Below are 19,299 nucleotides of genomic sequence, written 5' to 3'. Positions count from 1 at the left end.
ATCGCTCACATCGTCCGTCAACTCGTCCGTCAAAAGCGGTCATAGCATCACAAGACTGACTCACTGTGCGCAAGCACCGCATATTCCGTGTTGAGCGCAAAACATGGGCATATGGCACAACAAAACCCCCCGCCGTCACGGCGGGGGGCTCCAGGGGGCGGGGTGTCAGAATTCGTAGTCGGCGATCACCCACGTGGCGAACTCGCGCCACAGTCCGACACCCGCCTGGTGCTCCGGGTGCTCCACGTACCGGCGCAGTGCCTCCGCGTCCTCGAACGCCGAGTTGATGGCGAAGTCGTAGGCGACGGGACGGTCGCTGATGTTCCAGGCGCACTCCCAGAAGCGGATCTCCGGGATCCTGCCGTCCAGCGAACGGAAGGCCTCCACGCCCTCCACGACCCTCGGGTCGTCGCGCTCGACGCCCTCGTTCAGCCGGAAGAGCACCAGGTGGCGGATCATCACTTTCCTCCGTCGGCCAGCCAGGTCATGAAGTCGCCGATGGCTTTCGCGGCGTCCGATATGCCCTCGAACCCGACCGTGACGTAGTCGCCGGCCGTCTCTGGGTCCGTGATGATCAGGTACAGCACGAAGACCACGACGACGTAGATGGCGATCTTCTTCGCGTTCACCGCCACCGCGGCCCCCCTGTCACTGGTGTCACACGAGCATCGAGCGGCCCCATGATCGCACGAAGGGCCCCGTCTGACGACGGGGCCCTTCACCAGCGGTAGCGGAGGGATTTGAACCCTCGGTGACTTGCGCCACACTCGCTTTCGAGGCGAGCTCCTTCGGCCGCTCGGACACGCTACCGAGGGAGACCTTACAGCACGGCGGGTCGTGGTTTGAAATCGGTATTCACCGGTTCCGGAAGAACTCCGTGATCGGCCGGGCGCACTCGTCGGCGAGCACGCCCCCGATCACCTCGGGGCGGTGGTTGAGCCGCCGGTCGCGGACGAGGTCCCACAGGGAGCCGACCGCGCCCGCCTTCTCGTCCCGGGCGCCGTAGACCACCCGGTCCACCCGTGACTGCTGGATCGCGCCCGCGCACATCGTGCACGGTTCCAGCGTCACCACCAGGGTGCAGCCGGACAGCCGCCACTCCCCGAGCCTCGCGGCGGCCCGCCGGACGGCGAGGACCTCCGCGTGTGCCGTGGGGTCGCCGACGGCCTCGCGCTCGTTGTGGGCGGCGGCCAGCACGGTGGCGCCGTCCGGGGCCAGCACGACGGCGCCGACGGGGACGTCCCCGCCCCGGACGGCCCGTTCGGCCTCGTCCAGGGCGAGCCGCATCGCGGGCTGCCAGGGGTCGCGTACCGGGTCCGGCGGCCCCGGTACGTTCTGCACGGTCAGCGGACGGTCTCCAGGACCTCCGAGGCGCCCAGGGCGTCGGCGATCTCGGTGACGGCGTCCTCGGTCATCGCACGCAACTCCTTCTCGCTCACGCCCAGATCCTCCAGGATCTGCGCGTCACCGACCGGTCCGTGCGGCACGGCGTCGGCGCCACCGGCGGGCGCGGCGCCGACGCCGACGCCGGCGTCCTCGTCGTCCGGTTCACCGTCCTCCGTGCCGTCGAGGTCGAGGGCGTCCAGGTCGGCGCCGTCGTCGCCGGATTCCCGGCCGAGCAGCTCGTCGGTGAGCAGGATCTCGCCGTAGCTGCTGCGGGCGGCGGCGGCGGCGTCGGAGACGTAGACCCGGGGATCCTCCTCGCCGTCCACGCGGACGACACCGAACCAGCCGCCCTCCTGCTCGATCAGCACGAGCACCGTGTCCTCGTCGGGAGAGGCCTCCCGGGCCAGGTCGGCCAGATCCGGCAGGGTCTCCACATCATCGAGCTCCGTGTCGCTCGCTTCCCACCCGTCTTCGGTGCGCGCGAGCAGTGCGGCGAAGTACACCGTGACTCTCCCACTGGTCATAGGCGTGCCGGTCGGGGGTCCCCCCGGCGGAGGTGTCGCGGGCGGGGAGACGGTGCTCCGAGCCCCACCCACTCGGAATCGTGGCAGAAACAAGGCCGTCAGGGGACGTCTTCGGCTCCCTGTGTCCGGCATTTTGACCGCAGTCCGCCGAGTGCGCCCACGAAGGACCCACCAGCGCACTCCTTGTCGCCACGTGCGGATCGTACGCGGACTCACGCGCCTTCTCCGCACGGGCACTTCGGCAAACGCGTGCGCGTGGCGCGATCTTCCCGCGGCCGGGTGGGATTTTCCCCGGTGCCGCCTACCAGCGGAAGGTGCGCATGCGCATCGCGTGGCGCAGCCGGGCGGCCTTGGCGCGGCGCGGCTGGACCCGGTCGCGCAGTTCCCGGGCCTCGGCGAGTTCGCGCAGGAACCGGGCGCGCCGCCGCCGTCGCTCGGCCTCCGTCTCCGCCGGATCGGGCGTCCCGTGCGGCGACGGATCGTCTCGGCTGTCCTGCTCAGGCATTGGTTCACCACCCCAGTCCGTCCCTCCCACCTTCCCCCGGACGGACGATTTGACGCAGGCGAACGAGTGACGGGCACACGGAGGGCTTGCCGTGTGCGGGGACGCCGGGCCGACCGGGCCCGGTTAATGTTGACGCCATGCGTCTCCACGTCGTCGACCACCCTCTGGTCGCCCACAAGCTCACCACGCTGCGCGACCGGCGCACCGACTCCGCGACCTTCCGCCGTCTCGCCGACGAACTGGTCACCCTGCTCGCCTACGAGGCCACGCGCGACGTGCGCACCGAACAGGTCGACATCCAGACGCCGGTCGAGCGGACCACGGGTGTCAAGCTCTCCCACCCGCGCCCGCTGGTGGTGCCGATCCTGCGGGCCGGTCTCGGCATGCTGGACGGCATGGTCCGGCTGCTGCCGACCGCCGAGGTGGGCTTCCTCGGCATGATCCGCAACGAGGAGACGCTGCAGGCATCGACGTACGCCACCCGGATGCCGGAGGACCTCTCCGGGCGCCAGGTCTACGTCCTGGACCCGATGCTCGCCACCGGCGGCACGCTGGTCGCGGCGATCCAGGAACTGATCCGGCGCGGCGCGGACGATGTGACCGCCGTGGTGCTGCTGGCCGCGCCCGAGGGCGTCGAGATCATGGAGCGAGAGCTGGCCGGCACCCCGGTGACGGTGGTGACGGCGTCGGTCGACGAGCGGCTCAACGAGCACGGCTACATCGTGCCGGGTCTCGGCGACGCGGGGGACCGGATGTACGGGGCGGCGGAGTAGGACCCGCGGCCCCGCGGCTCAGCGGTTCCTCTTCGTCTCAGCAGTTCTTCTTCGAGGCGGGCGTCGCCCCGGGCTCGGCCAGTACGGTCAGGGCCCGGTCGGCGTCCGCCTTCTTCGTCAGGGCCTTGAAGCCGTCGCCGATGACCAGGTCGACCTCGGTGCCCTCGCGGACGGGGTCGGTACGGCGTTCGGCGTCGGCGAGCTGGGCGCCGAGCACCGGCAGCGAGGTGTCGAGGGCGGCGGCGGGTCCGAGGAGTACGCCGGTGCCCTTGACCTTCTTGTCGTACTCCTTGGACGCGTTGCCGACCTCGCCGATCTTGAAGCCGCGCTTCTTCAGCTCGTCGGCGGTCTTCTGGGCGAGTCCGCCGCGGGTCGTGGCGTTGAGGACGTTGACCGTGATCGTCCCGGGCTCGGGCAGCGCCTTCGGCGCGGCCGTGCGGCTCGCCGTGTCGGCGCAGGCCGCCTTGGTGCCGTTCGCGGAAGCGGAGTCGCCGCCGCCGGTGAACACGTCGATGAGCTGGAGCGTGCCCCAGCCGCCCACGCCGAGCACGGCGACGGAGGCGACGGTCAGGACGACGAGCCTGCCGCGCCGCGGGGGCCGGCGCATCCGCGGGTACTTGTCACCCGTGATCCGGTACTGGCCGCCCATGCCGGGTGGAGTGAGCATGCTCATGAGCGCAGCGTAGTGCGCTCGGGCGGCAATGCCTACCGGATGATCATCCGACTGTGTGCGGTCCGACCCGAAAGGGCCAAAGCGGGCCCCGAGGGAGACGCCGGCCGGGCGTCAGTCCAGTTCGAGGACGCGGGCGTGCAGCACCTGGCGCTGCTGGAGCGCGGCCCGCACCGCGCGGTGCAGCCCGTCCTCCAGGTACAGATCGCCCCGCCACTTCACGACGTGCGCGAAGAGGTCGCCGTAGAAGGTCGAGTCCTCGGCGAGGAGGGTCTCGAGGTCGAGCTGCTGCTTGGTCGTCACGAGCTGATCGAGGCGGACCGGGCGCGGCGCGACGTCCGCCCACTGCCGGGTGCTTTCCCGGCCGTGGTCGGGGTACGGCCGGCCGTTTCCGATGCGCTTGAAGATCACACGGAAAGCCTACCGGTCAACGCGTTCCGGGCGCAGCCATGGCGACGCAGTGCGACGCCGGAAAAGGCACCCGAATACGGGGCGAAACGGGATGGTGATCTGATATGACCGATCGCGGTACGGGGTTGTCGGCCACCACGCCCGAGACACCGGGCCGTCCTTCCGGCCTCCCCGGGAAGACCTCCGTCCGCTTCCCGGAATCCTTCTCGGCCTTCGCCGCGGCCTTCACTTCCCGCGTATGCGCCCGGACTTCGGCCGGTGGTTCCGGGCCCGCGTGTCGGGGCCCGGCCGAGGTGCGGAGCGACGCCCGTGCCCCGGTGATCACGCCTCCCGGCTCAGCTCGCGCGCCAGTACCCCAGCGCGTGCACCCGGTGCTTGGGCACGTCCAGCTCCTTGCGTACGAACGCCGACAGCGCGCGGGTGGTCGCGGTGTCGCAGGCGATCCACACGTACGGGTCGGGGGTGGACCGCAGCAGCTCGGGCAGGTCCGCCCGGACCCGTTCGAGCAGCGCCGCCCCGGCCCCCGACCGGGGCACCTCGCGCACCTCGATCCGGTCGGGGTCGGCCCGGAAGGGCAGCCCGTCGAGGGTGCCCTCGAACCAGACGGTCGCCGGGGTCGCGCACAGCGCGCCGAGCAGCGAGTTGACGGCCGGCAGCGAGGCCGGGTCACCGATCGCGACGATGTGGGAGGGGCCGGGGTCCGGCTCCTCGAAGCCCGTGCCCTGCACGGTCGCCTCGATGGTGTCGCCGGGCTTCGCCGCCCTGGCCCAGTCGCTGGCGCACCCCTCGTGCAGTGCGAACTCCAGGCTGAAGGTGCCGGCCGCCGGCTCGGGGTCGACCAGGGTGTACGCCCGCTGGTGCGGCCTGCCCGCGTTGTCGAACCACAGCCGCACCCACATCGTCGGGTGGTCACCGGTCGCCACCAGCATCCCGCCGTCGGTGAAGCGCACCCGCCGGTAGTCGGCGGTGACGTCCTCCGTGCCGGTCACGGTGAACGCGAAGTCCTTCGCACGCAACAGCTTGAGGACCGCGCCCTCCCAGCCCCGCCCCTGCCCCATCGCGCCTTCACCCTTCGCGTACTTCGCGTACGATTTCGTCACGGTTCACTTAGGGGAGCCTAACCTAATGGGAAATGAGGGCACAGTGGGCGGCGAGATCTTCCGGGACCCCTGGGGCGTCCCCCATCTGCGCGCGGGGAGCGCGCACGAGCTCGCGTACGCCCAGGGCCGGGTCACCGCCCTCGACCGGGCCTGGCAGCTCGAGGTCGAACGGCACCGCGCGCAGGGCACCTCGGCCTCCTTCCTCGGCCCCGAGTCGCTCCCCTGGGACCGTTTCGCCCGCCGCGCCCGCCTGGCCGACACGGCCCGCCACTGCTGGACCGAACTGCGGCGGACGGACCCGGAAACGGCGGAGTGGGTACGGGCGTACGTGTCCGGCGTGAACGAGGGCCTGGCATCCGCCGGGGACCCGGGTTCCGGCCTGCCGGCCGGCAGCGGGGGCCCGGCGTCCGGGACCGGTGCCGCGCCTGCCGGGGACATGGGCTCCGGCCTGTCGGCCGCCGGCTCCGGAACCCGGGCCGACGCGTTGGACGGCGGCCCCGCGGGCAGCGTGGGGCCGGTGTCCGGGACCGGTGCCGCGCCCGTCGGGGACGCGGGTCCGCGCAGACCGGCCGGCGACTCCGGTGCCCGGGCCGACGTGTCGGACGACGGCCCCGCCGGGCAGGGCGGCCGTAGGGGTCCGGTGTCCGAGGTCGCGCCCGAGTTCGCCCGCGCGGGCCTTCGTCCCGGGCGCTGGGAGCCCTGGACCCCGCTCGCGGTCTGGCTCTCCACCCACATCCTGTTCGCCGGCTTCCCCGCCAAGCTCTGGCGCGCGCACATCACCGCCCACCTCGGTGCGGACGCCGTCGGCCTGTTCGCCTCCGACGGCCCCGGCACCGCCGGCAGCAACGGCTGGCTGGTCACCGGGCAGCGCACGGTCACCGGGCACGCGGTCATCGCCGGGGACCCGCACCGTTTCATCGAGGACCCCGGCGTCTACCAGCAGATCCGCCTGTCCTGCCCGGAGTTCGACGTCGTCGGCCTCGCCGTGCCCGGCGTCCCCGGCATCGCCCACTTCGGCCACACCGGCACGGTCGCCTGGGCCATCACCAACGCCATGGCCGACTACCAGGACCTCTACCGCGAACGGCTGCGGCGCACCGGCGCCGGCGTGGAGGCGCTCGGCCCGGACGGGACGTGGCACCGTGCCGCCCGGCACACCGAGACCGTCGAGGTGGCGGGCGAGGAGCCGGTCGAGGTCGAGGTCATCGAGACCGGCCGCGGCCCCGTCGTCATCGGCGGCCCCGAGGGCCTCGACGACGGCGTGCCCGAGCCCGGCGAGCCCCCGCTCGCCGTCGCCCTGCGCTACCCGCCCCGCGTCACCGGCGACCTCGGCTTCGGCGCCCTGCTGCCGCTGCTGCGGGCCCGCCGGGTCGCCGACGTCGACCGGGCCCTCGACCTGTGGGCCGAGCCGGTCAACGTGGTCATGGCCGCCGACACCGAGGGAGGCACCCTGCACCGGGTGGCCGGCCGGGTCCCGGTCCGCTCCGAGGCCAACCGGACCCGCCCGGTGCCGGCGTGGGAGCCCGGCCACGAGTGGCGGGGCCGGCACGAGCCGCCGCGCGCCGGACTGGCCGACGGTGTCGCCGTGATGGCGAACCAGCGCGGCCCGGCGGCCCCGCTGGGCGTCGAGTTCGCCCCGCCGCACCGCGCCGACCGCATCACCGCACTGCTGGCACAGCGGACCCGCTGGTCCGCCGCCGACATGTCCACCATCCACATGGACACCCACCTCGCCTCCGCCACCCCCCTGCTGAACCTCCTCGCCGCCCTCGACGGCCCCACGACGAGCGGCCCCACTGCCGCGGCCGACGACCCGGGCCCGGGTGACCCTGCTCCCGGGCACGACGCCCCGGGCGTCCCTGCCACCGGGTGTGACGGTTCGCGCCTGCGCGCCCCCGCACCCGCCACCGCGGCCGACGACCCGGCCCCGAGCGGTCCCCCCGCAGCCCCGGACGTCCCGCCCCTCACCGCCCCCGCCGCCGCCCTGCGCGACCGCCTCCTGCGATGGGACCGCCGGATGGACGCGGACAGCGCCGACGCGGCCGTCTTCGCGGCGGTGCGAGGCGCGGTCGTACGCCGGCTCGCCGCGCAGCCCGCCTTCGCCACGGCGGCCACGCCACCCCCGTACCCCGAGGTCTTCCGCCCCTGGCTCGCCCTCGTCCCGCGCGTCGGCCACGCCCTCGAACACCTCCTCTCCGCCGAGGAACTGTTCGGCATCGACCGCACCGCGGTGGTCCGCGCGGCCCTGGAGGAGGTGGCCGCCCGGCCGCCCGCCGGCACCTGGGGCGACACCCACCGCCTGGTCCCCTGGCGGGCGCTGCCGCCGGCCACGCCGTACGACGAACCCGGCCTCTCCGGCGACCACGACTGCGTGCTGTGCACCTCCCCCGTACCCGGCCTCACCGACCTCGCCGCACGCGGCCCGGCCGCCCGCTACGTCTGGGACCTGGCCGACCGGGAGAACAGCCGCTGGGTGGTGCCGCTGGGCGCGTCCGGCGTACCCGGCTCACCCCACCACCGCGACCAGCAGCCCCTGTGGCTCGCCGGAGACCTGGCCCCGGTCCTCACCGACTGGGCACAGCTGAAGAAGGAGACCGATGTCTGACCCGTACGCCTCCCGCGCGGCCGTCCACGAGCAGACGGCCGAGGGCTTCGGCACCGTACGCGTCCTGCCGCTGGACCCGGCCGCCGACGCCCCCCTCCTGCACCGCTGGGTGAGCGAGGAACGCGCCGTCTTCTGGGGCATGAACGGCCTCACCGCACAGCAGGTCGCCGAGGTCTACACCCACATGGACACCCTCGACACCCACCACGCGTACCTCGTCCTCAAGGACGGTGATCCCGCCGCGCTGCTCCAGACGTACGAACCGGAGGCCGACCGCGTGGGCGACTGCTACCCCGTCGAACCCGGCGACATCGGCATCCATCTGCTGATCGCTCCCGCCGCCGGCACCGGGAGTGCGCGCCCCGGCTGGACCGCCGCCCTGATGGGCGCCATCACCACGTACGTCCTACTGGGCCTCGGCCGGCAGCGCGTGGTGGTCGACCCGGACGTGGCCAACGAGAAGGCCGTCGCCCGCTTCCTCAGGCAGGGCTTCACCGCCGGCCCCGAGGTCGTCCTGCCGGAGATCGACCTCCCGGACGTGTACCTGCCCGAGAAGAAGGCACAACTCGCCTTCCTCACCCGCGAGGTAGCCTTCGGCGGGTGACCCCCGACGACCTCGTCGCCCACTACGGACTGGAGCCGGTCCCCCGCGAGGGCGGCCGGTTCCGCCAGACCTGGGCCGGTCCCGCACGCCCCGACGGCCGCCCCGAGGGCACCGCGATCGTCGCCCTGCTCACCGACGCCCCCGGCGACTTCTCCGCCCTGCACCGGCTGCCCTCCGACGAGATCTGGCACTTCCACCTCGGCGACCCGCTCCACCTGCTCCTCCTCGACCCCGACGGCACCACCCGCACCCCCGTGCTCGGCCCGGACGTCCTCGGCGGCCAGCACGTCCAGCTCACCGTCCCGGCCGGCACCTGGATGGGCGCGCGGGTGGCGGAGGGCGGCGCCTGGACGCTGTTCGGCTGCACGATGGCACCCGGCTTCACCTACGAGGGCTACGAGCACGGCGACGCGGCGGAACTGACGGCGCGTTACCCCGCGCGGGCGGCGCTCATCGTGGAACTCTGCCGTCCATGAGCCGAAAGGGCCTGCTCGACGGCCAGGTCGCCCTGGTCACGGGCGCGGGCGGCGGCATCGGGCGGGGCATCGCGCGGCGGTTCGCCGAGGAGGGCGCGGCCGTCGCGCTGCACTGCCGTACGGCGACGGCGTCCGCGCGGGAGACCGCCGCCCGCATCCGGGAGTCGGGCGGCGCGGCCGTCGTCCTGCGGGCCGACCTCACCGACGAGGACGCCTGCCACCGCGTGGTGGCCGAGGCGGCCGACCGGTTCGGCGGCCGGCTGACCGCGCTCGTCAACAACGCCGGCGTCCAACCGGTGCGGGAACTCGCCGGGATGACGGCGGACGAGTGGCGCACGGTCGTGGACACCAACCTCACCAGCGTCTTCGCCTGCACCCAGGCGGCGGCGGAGCTGATGCGCGACGGCGGCGGCACCATCACCCACATCGCCTCCGTCGAGGCCCACAGCCCCGCCCCGGCCCACGCCCACTACTCCGCCTCCAAGGCGGCGGTGGTGTCGCACGCCCGCGCGGCGGCCCAGGAGTACGGACCGTGGGGCGTGCGCGTCAACACGGTCTCGCCCGGCCTGATCGAACGGGAGGGCCTGGCGGAGGCCTGGCCGGAGGGCGTACGCCGCTGGCGGCAGGCGTCCGCCGTGGGCCGGCTCGGCCGCCCGGAGGACATCGGCGACGCCTGCGTGTTCCTGGCCTCCCGGCTCGCGTCCTGGGTGACGGGCCACGATCTGGTGGTGGACGGGGGAGTCTCGGCCCGGCCGGCCTGGTGAGCCGATGAGCGGAGAGGGCCGCCCGTCCGTACGTAACCCGTAACCGGAATCGCCGGGAGGCGGGTACGACGTGGAGCGACGGCGGAACGAGGCGGCGGGCGATGGCGGACGGGACGGGACCCCGGGCAGCCGCGGACCACGGCGACTTCAAGGGCTGGTGCTGCTGGGCACCGTGCTGGTCCTGCTCCTCCTCGGCAGCGCGGCCCCGGCGAGCGCCCACGCCGCCCTCCGCGGCAGCGATCCCGGGGACGGAAGCGTCGTCAAGTCCGCGCCCCGCCACCTCACCCTGACCTTCACGGAGTCCGTCGGCCTGCTCGACGACTCCTTCCGGATCTACGGCCCCGACAACCGCCGCGTCCATCCGGGCGAGCCGCAGCACGCGGACGGCGCCTCGGACACCGCCCGCGCGGACCTGCCCGGCGGCCTCGCCGACGGCACGTACACGGTGGCCTGGCGGGTCGTCTCCGCCGACAGCCACCCGGTTTCCGGCGCCTTCACCTTCTCCATCGGCAAACCCTCGCCCACCGCGCCGGCGGCGCCCACGGACCACGCCGAGCACCCGGTGACCAAGAGCCTCTACGACACCGGCCGCCACCTCGCGTACATCGCCGCCGCGCTGCTCATCGGCACGGCGGCGTTCGCGGCGCTGTGCCGGCCGCCCGACCCCTCCCCGCTGCGGGCGCCGCTGCTCACCGGCTGGTGGACCCTGCTGACGGCCACGGCCGCCCTGCTCGTCCTGCGCGCCCCGTACGAGAACGGCACCTCACCGGCGACCGCCCTCGACCTCGCGGCGTTCACCGACACCCTCTCCGGCCGCCCGGGCATCGCCCTGCTGAGCCGCCTCGCCCTGCTGCTGACGGCGGCGGCACTGGTACCGCTCGCCCGGCGCCGCGCCCCGCGCACCCGCCTGGCGGCCGGCACGGCACTCTCCGTCGCCCTGGCCCTGACCTGGGCGGCGGCCGAACACGCCTCCGTGGGCATCCAGGTCCCGCTCGCGATGACGTCGTCCGTGCTCCACCTGCTGGCGATGGCGTGCTGGCTCGGCGGCCTGACGGCCCTGCTCCTCACCCTCCACCGGGCGAAGACCCCGCCGCCGGTCGCCACGGTCACGGCCTTCTCCCGCCTGGCCTTCGCCTCGGTGACCGTCCTCGTCGTCACCGGCGTCTACCAGTCCTGGCGAGGCCTGGGCTCCTGGAGCGCCCTCACGGAGACGTCGTACGGCCGGACCCTGACGGTCAAACTCGCCGCGACGGTCTTCCTGCTGCTGGCGGCGGCGCTGTCCCGCCGCTGGACGGCCCTCCTGGCGCGACCGGCGGCGACCCCGGCGGCGGTCGGGGAACGCGTACCGGAACTGGTGGGCGCGCCCGGGAGCCCTCGGGGGCCGGAGCCGGAGCCGAGCCCCGCGCTCCCGCCGGCGGACGGAGCGGACGACCGCCGGCGCCGCGCTCTGCGCCGCTCCGTCCTGGCCGAGGTCGTCGTGGCGGTGGTCGTCCTGCTGGTCACCACGGTGCTGACCGGCACCCTCCCCGCCCGCGCGGAGGGCGAGGCGGCCAAGGCGCCCGAGCCGCAGGTGGCCGGCCTCCCCGGGGCGGAGGCGTTCACGATCCCCTACGACGCGGGCACTCCCGGCGGCCGGGGCACGGTCCAGCTCACGATGGACCCGGGCCGGGTGGGGGAGAACGGCCTCCAGGCGGTGGTCTTCGGCCCCCAGGGCGCCCTGACCTTCGTTCCGGAGCTCCGCGCCTCCTTCACCCTCGCGGCGAAGGACATCGGCCCCATCGACGCGAAGCTGACCGACCGGGGCGGCTACTGGGCCACCAACGACCTCAACCTCCCCCTCGAAGGCACCTGGACGATGAAAGTGACGATCCGGGTCTCCGAGGTGGACCAGGTGAGCGAGACCCGGCAGGTGGAGATCACCCGCTGAACACGGGACAGGCCGCCAACGGCGCGACACGTAAGGATTTCGTCATCCGCCACGCCGCTCCGGACGGCCGGCCCGCCCTGTTGAATGGGAGCCGGGACAGGTGACTTCCAGGAAGGCGGGCGACATGGGGCGGGTACGGAGTGCGCTGTTCAGACCGTGGACGGCCGGAGTGCTGATGGTGGCGGTCGCCGGCGGCGGCTTCGGGCTGTACTGGTTCCAGCCGTGGAAGCTGTGGCAGGACGAGACGGTGCGGGAGGCGCTGCCCGAGGTCACGGCAGCCGCCTCGACACCGCCTGCCGGGGCACCGTCCGGGGCGACGGCCACCCCGCCTCCGGCCGGCCCGACGACGCTGGCGAGCGGCGAGTTGATCAGCCACGAGCATGCGACGTCCGGCACGGTGAAGTTCGTGCGGCTGGCCGACGGCAGCCATGTGGTGCGCCTGGAAGGGCTCGACACCAGCAACGGCCCCGACCTGCACGTCTGGCTGACCGACGCGCCGGTGGAGGAAGGACGCGCCGGCTGGCACGTCTTCGACGACGGCCGGTACGTCAGCCTCGGCAGGCTCAAGGGCAACAAGGGCAGCCAGAACTACACCGTGCCCGAGGACATCGACCCGTCCCGCTACACCAGCGTCAGCATCTGGTGCGACCGCTTCGACGTCTCCTTCGGCGCGGCGGAACTCGCCCGCGCCTGACGACCGGGCCGGACGTCACGACACCGTGTCACGCCTGCCCGCAGCGACTGCGGAGAAGCTCCACACCATCTCCTTCGAGATCGTCGCAGTACGCCGCGCGCCCGGTCATGGCCATGATCAGGGCCATGGTGCGGCCGGACACGAGGGACCCGGAACCGGTCGTGAACGGGCCGTCATCCGCTGCAAGCCTCAGGCCACCGATGCGTCCCTTGGCGACGACCACGAGGTCCGAGCCCTGGTAGTACTCGGCCGTCCGGGTGACGACGTCGATCGGATGATCGCGGCGTATGCCCAGCGGGCGCCGGATGTCCTCTCCGTGCACGAGCGTCTCGCCCAGCATGGCGACGGCGGGCAAGGGAGGCTTGGTCGTGCTCGGGACGATGCGCCGGAAGCGTTCGAGGGTCTCGCCCGGGGTCGCGCCGAGCTGCTCGGCCAGCCGCACGGCCACCTGCTTGTCGAAGTCGAACCGGCAGCGGATCACACCCGCCAGCCAGTGCACGGTGTTGAGGCTCGCGCCCGCGGTCAGGTGCGCCAGCACCTCGCGCACCGTCAAACCGGCGCAGAGCGAGGGCGTCGCCCACTGCTCGTCCGTCAGATCCGCGAGATCGGCCGCCAGCGCCGCCCGCTCGGCGTGGATCAGGGGCCATATCCCGGTCTCGCGATTGCGGCCTGCTGTCAGTACCGGATCAGTCATTCGGGCTGCACTCCTGTCAAGGACCGTGGTCGGCATCGCCCCGCCCGAACAGGGGACGTCCGGCAGGGGCGTTCCCGAAGGAGACCCCCGCTCCGGAGCAAAGTCATCGCCGGTGAGCGATCTTTGACTGCAGGACCGTGGTCGGTCGCGGGCGGTCGCAGGCGGTCGCGGGCGACGAGTACGGCTTCGCGGGCGAGAGCGGCGGCGGGGCGTGGGACGGCTGCCGGGGGCTTGTGCACGTGCCCTGTTCCGCGAGCAGGCGGCCTCCCGGGAACTCCCGCAGGACGTGACGGACACGGCGGAACTGCTCCTGAGCGAGCTGATGACGAACGCGTACCGCCACGCGAAGGGCTCGGTCGGCCGCGAGATCCGGGCCCGCTGCGTCCTCACCGACGCCCGCCTCCGCATCACGGTGACGGACGCCGACGCCACGCTCCCGACCCCGACCACGGCTCGCCCGGACGACGAGTCGGGCCGGGGCCTCGCCCTCGTGGCCACGCCGGCGGACGACCGGGGCGCGCAGAGGAGGGAGTGCGGCGTCGGCAAGGAGGTGTGGTTCGAACTCCTTGCGAGCCCGTCCGGCCCCAGCCGGAGAATCACGGGAGTGCGCCGCTTCGGGGGAGGACTCCCACCGCAGACAGTGTCGACGGAGACGCTGTCTGTGATGTGACCATTCCCTCTTTCACTCGGGGGTGACGCTCATGACGCCGTGGATACGCGAGAGGGTGAACACGCGCTCGTCGTCCCGCAGGTGGCACCAGGCGTCGAGGTAGGGCGGGTCGAGGATGAGGTCGCTGAGGGTGCGTACCGTCCGGTTCCCCGAGGTGGCGACGTATTCGACGGTGATGGGTGCACCGGTGTCGATGGCATGGGCGAGCTGACGGACGTCGCCGTACGGCAGGCGCTTCGCCCACCCCGAGACGATCTCCTCGGTGTCCGTGGCGAAGGGCGGTCCTCCCTCGAACGGCGCGGGGTCGGGAAGCGTGGGCGGGGCCTTCAGCAGCCGGGCCGCCAAGGCGTTCGGGTCGACCGGGACGAGGGTCTTCGTCATGCCGGTGCGGCGCGGATCCGGCACAGGAGCGGCGGCGGCCCGCTGGGGCGGGACCTTCTCGATCCGCACCGTGCCCTCGGCGGTCTCCGCGACGGGGGCGTACCCCTCGGCCCGGAGCGCGGCGAGCGTCGTGTCCAGCGGGCTGCGGCTGACCAGCACCGTCGGCGCCAGCTGTCGCAGTCCGAGTTTTGCGAGCCCGCGGTGGGCGGCGAGTTCGGCCAGGAGGGCGGGCTCGTCGCCGTGGAGGACGCAGGCGGCGGGGGAGACGCGTACGCGCCCGTGGCCGCGTACGGTGTCGGCGATCAGGTACGTCAGCGGCTGCGGCAGGGGCCCGGCGGCAACGGCGGCCAGGTCGGCCGTGATGTCCTCGGGGGCGTGACCGGCGTCCAGTGCCCGGCGGACGCCGCCGGAGCTGAACCGCCACACGGATGCCGTGCCGCTGGTCTCCCGGTCGGCGACGGAGTCCAGGAGCCGGGCCAGCCGCGCGGACGGTGTGCCGGTGACGACGGCGGTGAGGTCGGCGCCGATCCGTGCCGTCGCGGTGGCCGAGGGCAGCAGCCGCCGGCACTCGAGGTCCAGCGCCTCCGTGTCGCCGCTGTGCAGATGGACACCGAAGGCGGACAGGGCGCCGCGAGCGAGTACGCCGAGCATCTCGGCCTCACGGATCACGGTGGTGAACGGTGTTCCGTCCGAGGGCGACGAGTGGGCGAACGGGCGGTGCCAGGCGATCCGGGCCCCCAGATCCGAGGTGACCGTCACGCCCTGCCGTACCGGAAGCTCTGCGGCCGAGGCCAGCAGCCCGTGGCGGGCCTGCGCGCAGCCGTTGCAGGGCGGTGTTCCCGCGAGAGCGGGAAGCGCCTTGTTGTCCTCGTCGCGGGCCTGGGTGGGGGTGAGCGGCAGGTCCCGCCACGCCCGGAGCAGTACGGCGAACTGCTCCGGGGGTTCCTTTTCCGCCCAGGCGTCGTACGCCTCGGTGGGCGCCACGTGCCTGCCGTCCCGGGCCAGGAGCCCGGCGGCGTGCGCGGTCTCGAGGGCAAGGCGTACGACGGCGTCGTCGGCCTGCGCGGCCTTGCCGATGCGTGCCAGTTCACGCGCACCGATCCCGCCGGACTTCAGCCGGGCCGGCGGGGTCGCCGAGCAGGCCGACAGGACCGAGACGGCATGGGCCGTGAATGCCGCGGCCGCGGCCGACGCCTCGCCGTCCACCTCCTTCGGGGTGACCGGTGTCAGCCGCGCGGAAGGCGGGACGGGCTCGAACGGGGCGTGCCAGGCGGGTCCGCGCAGCGCGCGCGTCACCTCGGCAGGCATCCGGGACGGGCCGTAGCGGTGACGGTCCTGGACCAGGAGCCCCCGGTCCAGCGCCCATCGCTCGCCCGGTCCGGCGCCGGGGCCGGGAGTGCCGAACATGTCGAACTGCGACTGCCCCGGTGTCCCCTCCGCGCGGTGCTCGAGCAGCTCCCGCGCCGCTGCAGGGGCCTTCGCGACCACCTGGACAACCCGTTCCGGGTCGCTGTGGTGTCCCAGCAGCGCGGCCAGTCGCTGCGGCTTGGTGCCCGGCGGCGTGACGCCCAGTGCCGCCAGCATGCGGCGCAGTTCGTCGGAGGTCGCGCCCGCGAGCAACTGCTCCAGCGGAGCGTCCAGCCCCAGGGGCGCGTCCCATGCCTGGCGCAGCGATCCGGCGATACGTAGCCCGCCGGCGCCGTCCGGCCAGACCAGAGCGTGATCGGCCAGCGCTTCCAGCACGGTGTCCAGCGCGCGAGTGGTCTCCTCGTCCACCGCCCCGAGCAGCTCCGCCAGCGCATCGCGCGACGCGGGCGCACCCAGCGACGCCATCGCCTCGGCCACCTGGAGATGCGGCAGCACGAGCCGCGACAGGGCCAGATCCACTGACCCCGAACGTTGAAGACGGTCCGCCAGTTCCCCCACCGAGCGCGGCTCCGGAGGGGACATGGCGTCCTTCCGTGCTTCGAGCACGCGTGCCAGACGGGAGCTGTCGAGGCCACCCAGCCATGTCGCCAGCGTTGAACGGGACTTCACGCGGAATGCACCTCGTCGGACCAGGGAGTCGCAGGGGGGCCGGAGTCCCGGCGCCGGATCCAAGAGTGGCGTATTCCCAGGGTCGGTGGGCGCCGTACGGGGGCAGGTTCCCCCTGGAGAGTACTGACGGCTTGTGTCGCGCCTCAACTACGCGCCTCAACTACGGCGTGAGAAAACCCGCCCGGAGCCCGTGTCGGTGGCTCAGGGTCGGTGACCAGGTCGTCTGCACCGCACCCGGCTGGATTCCTACTCGTTCAACAATGCGGCCGCGTGGGCGATACGTACAGCGTCGGCGAAGGGCCGGCCACCAGGGTCGGCCTCTCCCTCCCCGAGGGGACGGCGAAGGTGATGCGCCGGCGGGTGGGCAAGCGTGGGTTCTCCGCGTTCATCACCGAAGCGGTGGAGCGCGGGTTGCGCGGTCAGATCCTGGACGAGTACCTGGCCGACTACGAACGCCGCCAGGGGCCGGTCTCCGAGCACGAGCAAGGGCGGGCAGGCCGGGTCTTCGACGGGATGTTCGCCGAGGAGGTGTCGGAGGTGAGCCGTCAGGTGGTGTGGGCGTTGTAGTTTTCGCGATTGGCGAGCACCTCGGTCATGTGGGTCTGGGCCCAACTTCTGATTTCGCGCGTCATGTGGTGGAGGGAGAGGCCGAGGTCGGTCAACTCGTAGGAGACGGTGACCGGGACGGTAGGCGTCACGGTCCGGGTGAGTAGGCCATCACGTTCCAGTGACCGCAGTGTCTGGGTCAGCATCTTCTGGCTGACCCCGGCCAGGAGACGAGAGATCTCGGAGTAGCGCAGCGCCTTCGGAGCGTCTGCTGCACCGGGAGAGGGAGAAGCGTCGCCGCCCAGTGCGCAGAGGATCAGGACGACCCACTTGTCCGATATCCGGTCGAGCAGTTGGCGGCTGGGGCATACCGCCAGGAACGCGTTGTACTCCACCTTGGCCTGAGCCCTCTTCTGGGCAGCTGTCGTTGTCACAGATCGCACCTTTCTCCTTTGGGTAGGTTACGCACTCTCAAGTGCCTACTTCCTGACGGGAAGTTACTCTCCGATGCTGGTGCAGGGAGGTGGAACGCGCCGCCCCCAAACGAACTTCGGAGGGCACCACGTTGAGCACACCATCCACATCTCTTCCCGGGGGAACTTGGACCCTGGGCGACCTGACGGTGACCCGGTTCGGCTACGGCGCCATGCAGCTCGCCGGCCCATGGGTCGTGGGGCCGCCCGCCGATCACGAGGGTGCGCTGGCCGTGCTGCGCGCGGCGGTCGACCTGGGGATCACCCACATTGACACCAGCGACGCTTACGGGCCGCGCATCACCAACGAGTTGATCCGAGAGGCACTGCACCCCTATCCCGGGACGCTGCACATCGTGACCAAGGTGGGGGCGAACCGCGACGCACAGGGTGGCTGGCCCACGGCCCGGCGACCCGAAGACCTGCGCAAGCAGGTCCATGAGAACCTCCAGGCCCTCGAGGTCGAGGTGCTCGACCTGGTCAACCTACGTATGGGCGACGCCGAAGGGCCGCAGCCGGGTTCGCTCGCCGAAGCGTTCGAGACTCTCGTCGAGCTCCAGCAGGACGGACTCATCCGCCACCTCGGGGTCAGCAATGTCACCGCGGAGCAAATCGCCGAGGCTCAGAACATCGCTCCAATTGTGTGCGTGCAGAACATGTACAACCTTGCTCACCGTTACGACGACGAACTCATCGACCGGCTCGCGGCCGGGAACGTCGCGTACGTGCCCTTCTTCCCCCTCGGCGGTTTCACTCCGCTCCAGTCTTCGGCGCTTTCGGCGGTCGCCACCCGCCTGGGGGCGACTCCGATGTCAGTCGCGCTGGCCTGGCTGCTGCAACGGTCACCGAACATCCTGCTCATCCCCGGCACGTCCACAGTGGCGCATCTGCGTGAGAACGTCGCAGGCGCAGGACTCTCCCTCTCTCCCGAAGACGTGGCAGAGCTGGACGACATCAGCAGCTGAATACCCCGGGCCCAGAAGGGTTCTCGGAGCCGAGGGCGTGGAAGTTGGCGTCGAGGTCTCCCGAGGACGGAGGTTCCGACGCCAGCCATCCGGAAGACCTCGACGTGCCTGACGCCCACCCTGTTGCAGGCTTCGCCTGCCCTGACCGACCTTGGGTTCTAACGGTCCTCGCAATACTGAACCGTTCCGGGTTCGGTAGAGATCTCCGGAGTGTCCTGAGTTTGGGGCGGGCCCGGAGGCGAGAACTGCGGGAGCGGTGGAGACGCACCGACCGTCTGGGGGCGATGTCACCGTTGATGCCTCGGGGATTACGGCGGTCATGATCGTTCTCCTCCTCGGGGAGCACGGGCGAAGGACCTCGCTGGGAAACGTTGGCTGCCAGCAAGTGGGGTCTGCCTTGCTTTCCCAGTCGTCACGCCGGCGGTCGGGCCAGGCGTCCCTCCCCGTTCGAGGGACATGCCGCCCGAAGCTGCTGCTCAGCAGTGCGATCCGTGTTTTTGGTGGCAGCCCGAACGGTGGTGGCCAGCCCTGCATGGAGGGGCGCTTGGGGCCTGCAGAGGTAGGCGACCGGTGTGCGCGATGAGGCCGCTCCTACGTGTGGGGCGGGGCTACTCGACCGCTGTGGCTGCCGAGGGAGCCGCAGGAGGAAAATTGGGGCGGCGCCCAGCGCGGGGACGCGTCATAGGCGCCGGCGGGTGCACGCCGTTCGCCCAGGTCCGTGTCCATCCGATCATGGCAACTGAGACCAAGCACGTCGAAGGGCCCCACCGCAAGCGGTGGGGCCCTTCGACGTTAGTGCCCGGTGAGGCACTGGCGGAGGATACGAGATTCGAACTCGTGAGGGGTTGCCCCCAACACGCTTTCCAAGCGTGCGCCCTAGGCCACTAGGCGAATCCTCCGGTGGGAACATTACATGACCGAGAGGAGTGCTCGCGAACTCGTTCCCCGCCCGCGACATGGGGTAGCCTCTGGCGTAGCCCCTCACGCGGCGCTATCTGACTGAACTCCCCCAGGGCCGGAAGGCAGCAAGGGTAGGTCGGCTCTGGCGGGTGCGTGGGGGGCGCTTGCGTTCCGGGCGTCCGGTCCGGTTGTCG

General features: G+C 72.4%; 21 protein-coding genes, 2 tRNA genes and 1 other RNA gene. 11 read left to right on the top strand and 13 right to left on the bottom strand.

Annotated features, from left to right (window positions below; genetic code table 11):
* Window positions 1–165: 165 nt before the first annotated feature.
* From ACH4VX_RS17310 to ACH4VX_RS17285, 6 genes are all read right to left on the bottom strand, one after another.
* Window positions 166–459: a Dabb family protein gene (locus ACH4VX_RS17310; RefSeq protein WP_398368235.1), complete on the bottom strand. Its 294-nt coding sequence runs from the start codon at window positions 457–459 to the stop codon at window positions 166–168.
* On the bottom strand, window positions 459–635 hold the full coding sequence (locus ACH4VX_RS17305) for a hypothetical protein (protein WP_398368234.1): 177 nt from the start codon (window positions 633–635) through the stop codon (window positions 459–461). Before ACH4VX_RS17305 ends, ACH4VX_RS17310 begins: the two co-directional genes overlap by 1 nt.
* Before the next feature lie 90 nt (window positions 636–725).
* Window positions 726–810, bottom strand: a tRNA-Ser gene (locus ACH4VX_RS17300).
* A 45-nt stretch (window positions 811–855) separates the two neighbouring features.
* A complete protein-coding gene (tadA, locus tag ACH4VX_RS17295; protein WP_398368422.1) occupies window positions 856–1,287 on the bottom strand; it encodes a tRNA adenosine(34) deaminase TadA in 432 nt (143 codons plus the stop codon).
* Between the two features lie 56 nt (window positions 1,288–1,343).
* A complete protein-coding gene (locus tag ACH4VX_RS17290; RefSeq protein ID WP_398368421.1) occupies window positions 1,344–1,889 on the bottom strand; it encodes a hypothetical protein in 546 nt (181 codons plus the stop codon).
* Between the two features lie 322 nt (window positions 1,890–2,211).
* Window positions 2,212–2,415 (bottom strand): hypothetical protein, encoded by a 204-nt coding sequence (locus ACH4VX_RS17285; RefSeq protein WP_398368233.1) that lies wholly within the window; start codon window positions 2,413–2,415, stop codon window positions 2,212–2,214.
* A gap of 137 nt (window positions 2,416–2,552) precedes the next feature.
* Here ACH4VX_RS17285 and upp point away from each other — a divergent pair, with 137 nt between their 5' ends.
* Window positions 2,553–3,188: a uracil phosphoribosyltransferase gene (gene upp / locus ACH4VX_RS17280; RefSeq protein ID WP_358287171.1), complete on the top strand. Its 636-nt coding sequence runs from the start codon at window positions 2,553–2,555 to the stop codon at window positions 3,186–3,188.
* A 37-nt stretch (window positions 3,189–3,225) separates the two neighbouring features.
* On the opposite strand, the gene ACH4VX_RS17275 is transcribed toward upp, so the two are convergent.
* From ACH4VX_RS17275 to ACH4VX_RS17265, 3 genes are all read right to left on the bottom strand, one after another.
* The gene (locus tag ACH4VX_RS17275) at window positions 3,226–3,837 is read right to left on the bottom strand and encodes a LytR C-terminal domain-containing protein (RefSeq protein WP_398368420.1); all 612 of its coding nucleotides are present in this window, start codon (window positions 3,835–3,837) and stop codon (window positions 3,226–3,228) included.
* Window positions 3,838–3,972: 135 nt separating this feature from the next.
* On the bottom strand, window positions 3,973–4,269 hold the full coding sequence (locus tag ACH4VX_RS17270; protein WP_004929488.1) for a type II toxin-antitoxin system VapB family antitoxin: 297 nt from the start codon (window positions 4,267–4,269) through the stop codon (window positions 3,973–3,975).
* Between the two features lie 335 nt (window positions 4,270–4,604).
* Window positions 4,605–5,327 carry a siderophore-interacting protein gene (locus tag ACH4VX_RS17265; protein WP_398368419.1) on the bottom strand — a complete coding sequence of 241 codons (723 nt, stop codon included), beginning with the start codon at window positions 5,325–5,327 and terminating at the stop codon, window positions 4,605–4,607.
* 67 nt (window positions 5,328–5,394) lie between these two features.
* Here ACH4VX_RS17265 and ACH4VX_RS17260 point away from each other — a divergent pair, with 67 nt between their 5' ends.
* The 6 genes from ACH4VX_RS17260 to ACH4VX_RS17235 all read left to right on the top strand — a co-directional run bounded on the left by ACH4VX_RS17260 (window position 5,395) and on the right by ACH4VX_RS17235 (window position 12,439).
* Window positions 5,395–7,974: a penicillin acylase family protein gene (locus ACH4VX_RS17260; protein ID WP_398368232.1), complete on the top strand. Its 2,580-nt coding sequence runs from the start codon at window positions 5,395–5,397 to the stop codon at window positions 7,972–7,974.
* Window positions 7,967–8,578, top strand: coding sequence for a GNAT family N-acetyltransferase (locus ACH4VX_RS17255; protein ID WP_398368231.1), 612 nt, complete (start codon window positions 7,967–7,969; stop codon window positions 8,576–8,578). The genes ACH4VX_RS17260 and ACH4VX_RS17255 overlap by 8 nt, the downstream gene beginning before the upstream one ends.
* Window positions 8,575–9,054 carry a cupin domain-containing protein gene (locus ACH4VX_RS17250; RefSeq protein ID WP_398368230.1) on the top strand — a complete coding sequence of 160 codons (480 nt, stop codon included), beginning with the start codon at window positions 8,575–8,577 and terminating at the stop codon, window positions 9,052–9,054. The genes ACH4VX_RS17255 and ACH4VX_RS17250 overlap by 4 nt, the downstream gene beginning before the upstream one ends.
* Complete coding sequence (locus ACH4VX_RS17245; RefSeq protein ID WP_398368229.1) at window positions 9,051–9,818, top strand: SDR family NAD(P)-dependent oxidoreductase; 768 nt, start codon at window positions 9,051–9,053, stop codon at window positions 9,816–9,818. The genes ACH4VX_RS17250 and ACH4VX_RS17245 overlap by 4 nt, the downstream gene beginning before the upstream one ends.
* A 157-nt stretch (window positions 9,819–9,975) precedes the next feature.
* The gene (locus tag ACH4VX_RS17240) at window positions 9,976–11,745 is read left to right on the top strand and encodes a copper resistance protein CopC (protein WP_398368228.1); all 1,770 of its coding nucleotides are present in this window, start codon (window positions 9,976–9,978) and stop codon (window positions 11,743–11,745) included.
* Window positions 11,746–11,869: 124 nt separating this feature from the next.
* Window positions 11,870–12,439, top strand: a complete 570-nt coding sequence (locus tag ACH4VX_RS17235) for a DM13 domain-containing protein (protein WP_398368418.1) — start codon at window positions 11,870–11,872, stop codon at window positions 12,437–12,439.
* Window positions 12,440–12,467: 28 nt separating this feature from the next.
* On the opposite strand, the gene ACH4VX_RS17230 is transcribed toward ACH4VX_RS17235, so the two are convergent.
* A complete protein-coding gene (locus tag ACH4VX_RS17230; protein WP_398368227.1) occupies window positions 12,468–13,133 on the bottom strand; it encodes a maleylpyruvate isomerase family mycothiol-dependent enzyme in 666 nt (221 codons plus the stop codon).
* 211 nt (window positions 13,134–13,344) lie between these two features.
* On the opposite strand from ACH4VX_RS17230, the gene ACH4VX_RS17225 reads away from it, so the two are divergent.
* A complete protein-coding gene (locus ACH4VX_RS17225; RefSeq protein ID WP_398368226.1) occupies window positions 13,345–13,803 on the top strand; it encodes an ATP-binding protein in 459 nt (152 codons plus the stop codon).
* Window positions 13,804–13,815: 12 nt separating this feature from the next.
* Here the strand turns inward: ACH4VX_RS17225 and ACH4VX_RS17220 are convergent, their stop codons facing one another.
* On the bottom strand, window positions 13,816–16,221 hold the full coding sequence (locus ACH4VX_RS17220; protein WP_398368225.1) for a helicase-associated domain-containing protein: 2,406 nt from the start codon (window positions 16,219–16,221) through the stop codon (window positions 13,816–13,818).
* A 270-nt stretch (window positions 16,222–16,491) separates the two neighbouring features.
* Between ACH4VX_RS17220 and ACH4VX_RS17215 the strand changes: the two genes are divergently transcribed.
* The gene (locus ACH4VX_RS17215) at window positions 16,492–16,788 is read left to right on the top strand and encodes a hypothetical protein (protein WP_398368224.1); all 297 of its coding nucleotides are present in this window, start codon (window positions 16,492–16,494) and stop codon (window positions 16,786–16,788) included.
* On the opposite strand, the gene ACH4VX_RS17210 is transcribed toward ACH4VX_RS17215, so the two are convergent.
* On the bottom strand, window positions 16,767–17,201 hold the full coding sequence (locus ACH4VX_RS17210) for a winged helix-turn-helix transcriptional regulator (protein WP_398368223.1): 435 nt from the start codon (window positions 17,199–17,201) through the stop codon (window positions 16,767–16,769). The two genes, ACH4VX_RS17215 and ACH4VX_RS17210, sit on opposite strands and share 22 nt — an antisense overlap.
* A gap of 131 nt (window positions 17,202–17,332) precedes the next feature.
* Here ACH4VX_RS17210 and ACH4VX_RS17205 point away from each other — a divergent pair, with 131 nt between their 5' ends.
* Window positions 17,333–18,205 carry an aldo/keto reductase family oxidoreductase gene (locus ACH4VX_RS17205; RefSeq protein WP_398368417.1) on the top strand — a complete coding sequence of 291 codons (873 nt, stop codon included), beginning with the start codon at window positions 17,333–17,335 and terminating at the stop codon, window positions 18,203–18,205.
* Window positions 18,206–19,016: 811 nt separating this feature from the next.
* On the opposite strand, the gene ACH4VX_RS17200 is transcribed toward ACH4VX_RS17205, so the two are convergent.
* Window positions 19,017–19,104 (bottom strand) — tRNA-Ser (locus tag ACH4VX_RS17200).
* 73 nt (window positions 19,105–19,177) lie between these two features.
* Here ACH4VX_RS17200 and ffs point away from each other — a divergent pair.
* An RNA gene (ffs, locus tag ACH4VX_RS17195) (signal recognition particle sRNA small type) lies at window positions 19,178–19,276 on the top strand.
* The last annotated feature ends 23 nt before the right edge of the window (window positions 19,277–19,299 follow it).

It is taken from the genome of Streptomyces sp. NPDC020731 (genome assembly GCF_044334705.1).
In the GTDB taxonomy this organism is placed as follows: domain Bacteria; phylum Actinomycetota; class Actinomycetes; order Streptomycetales; family Streptomycetaceae; genus Streptomyces.
The sequence above is the reverse complement of the archived record's forward strand: the minus strand, read 5'-3'. Positions and strand labels throughout refer to the sequence as shown.

Excerpts from the sequence above, each read along its gene's own strand:
- ACH4VX_RS17310 (WP_398368235.1), bottom strand. The coding sequence starts at position 459 with ATGATCCGCCACCTGGTGCTCTTCCGGCTGAACGAGGGCGTCGAGCGC.
- tadA (WP_398368422.1), bottom strand. The coding sequence starts at position 1,287 with ATGCGGCTCGCCCTGGACGAGGCCGAACGGGCCGTCCGGGGCGGGGAC.
- ACH4VX_RS17285 (WP_398368233.1), bottom strand. The coding sequence starts at position 2,415 with ATGCCTGAGCAGGACAGCCGAGACGATCCGTCGCCGCACGGGACGCCC.
- upp (WP_358287171.1), top strand. The coding sequence starts at position 2,553 with ATGCGTCTCCACGTCGTCGACCACCCTCTGGTCGCCCACAAGCTCACC.
- ACH4VX_RS17275 (WP_398368420.1), bottom strand. The coding sequence starts at position 3,837 with ATGGGCGGCCAGTACCGGATCACGGGTGACAAGTACCCGCGGATGCGC.
- ACH4VX_RS17265 (WP_398368419.1), bottom strand. The coding sequence starts at position 5,327 with ATGGGGCAGGGGCGGGGCTGGGAGGGCGCGGTCCTCAAGCTGTTGCGT.
- ACH4VX_RS17260 (WP_398368232.1), top strand. The coding sequence starts at position 5,395 with ATGGGAAATGAGGGCACAGTGGGCGGCGAGATCTTCCGGGACCCCTGG.
- ACH4VX_RS17255 (WP_398368231.1), top strand. The coding sequence starts at position 7,967 with ATGTCTGACCCGTACGCCTCCCGCGCGGCCGTCCACGAGCAGACGGCC.
- ACH4VX_RS17245 (WP_398368229.1), top strand. The coding sequence starts at position 9,051 with ATGAGCCGAAAGGGCCTGCTCGACGGCCAGGTCGCCCTGGTCACGGGC.
- ACH4VX_RS17235 (WP_398368418.1), top strand. The coding sequence starts at position 11,870 with ATGGGGCGGGTACGGAGTGCGCTGTTCAGACCGTGGACGGCCGGAGTG.
- ACH4VX_RS17230 (WP_398368227.1), bottom strand. The coding sequence starts at position 13,133 with ATGACTGATCCGGTACTGACAGCAGGCCGCAATCGCGAGACCGGGATA.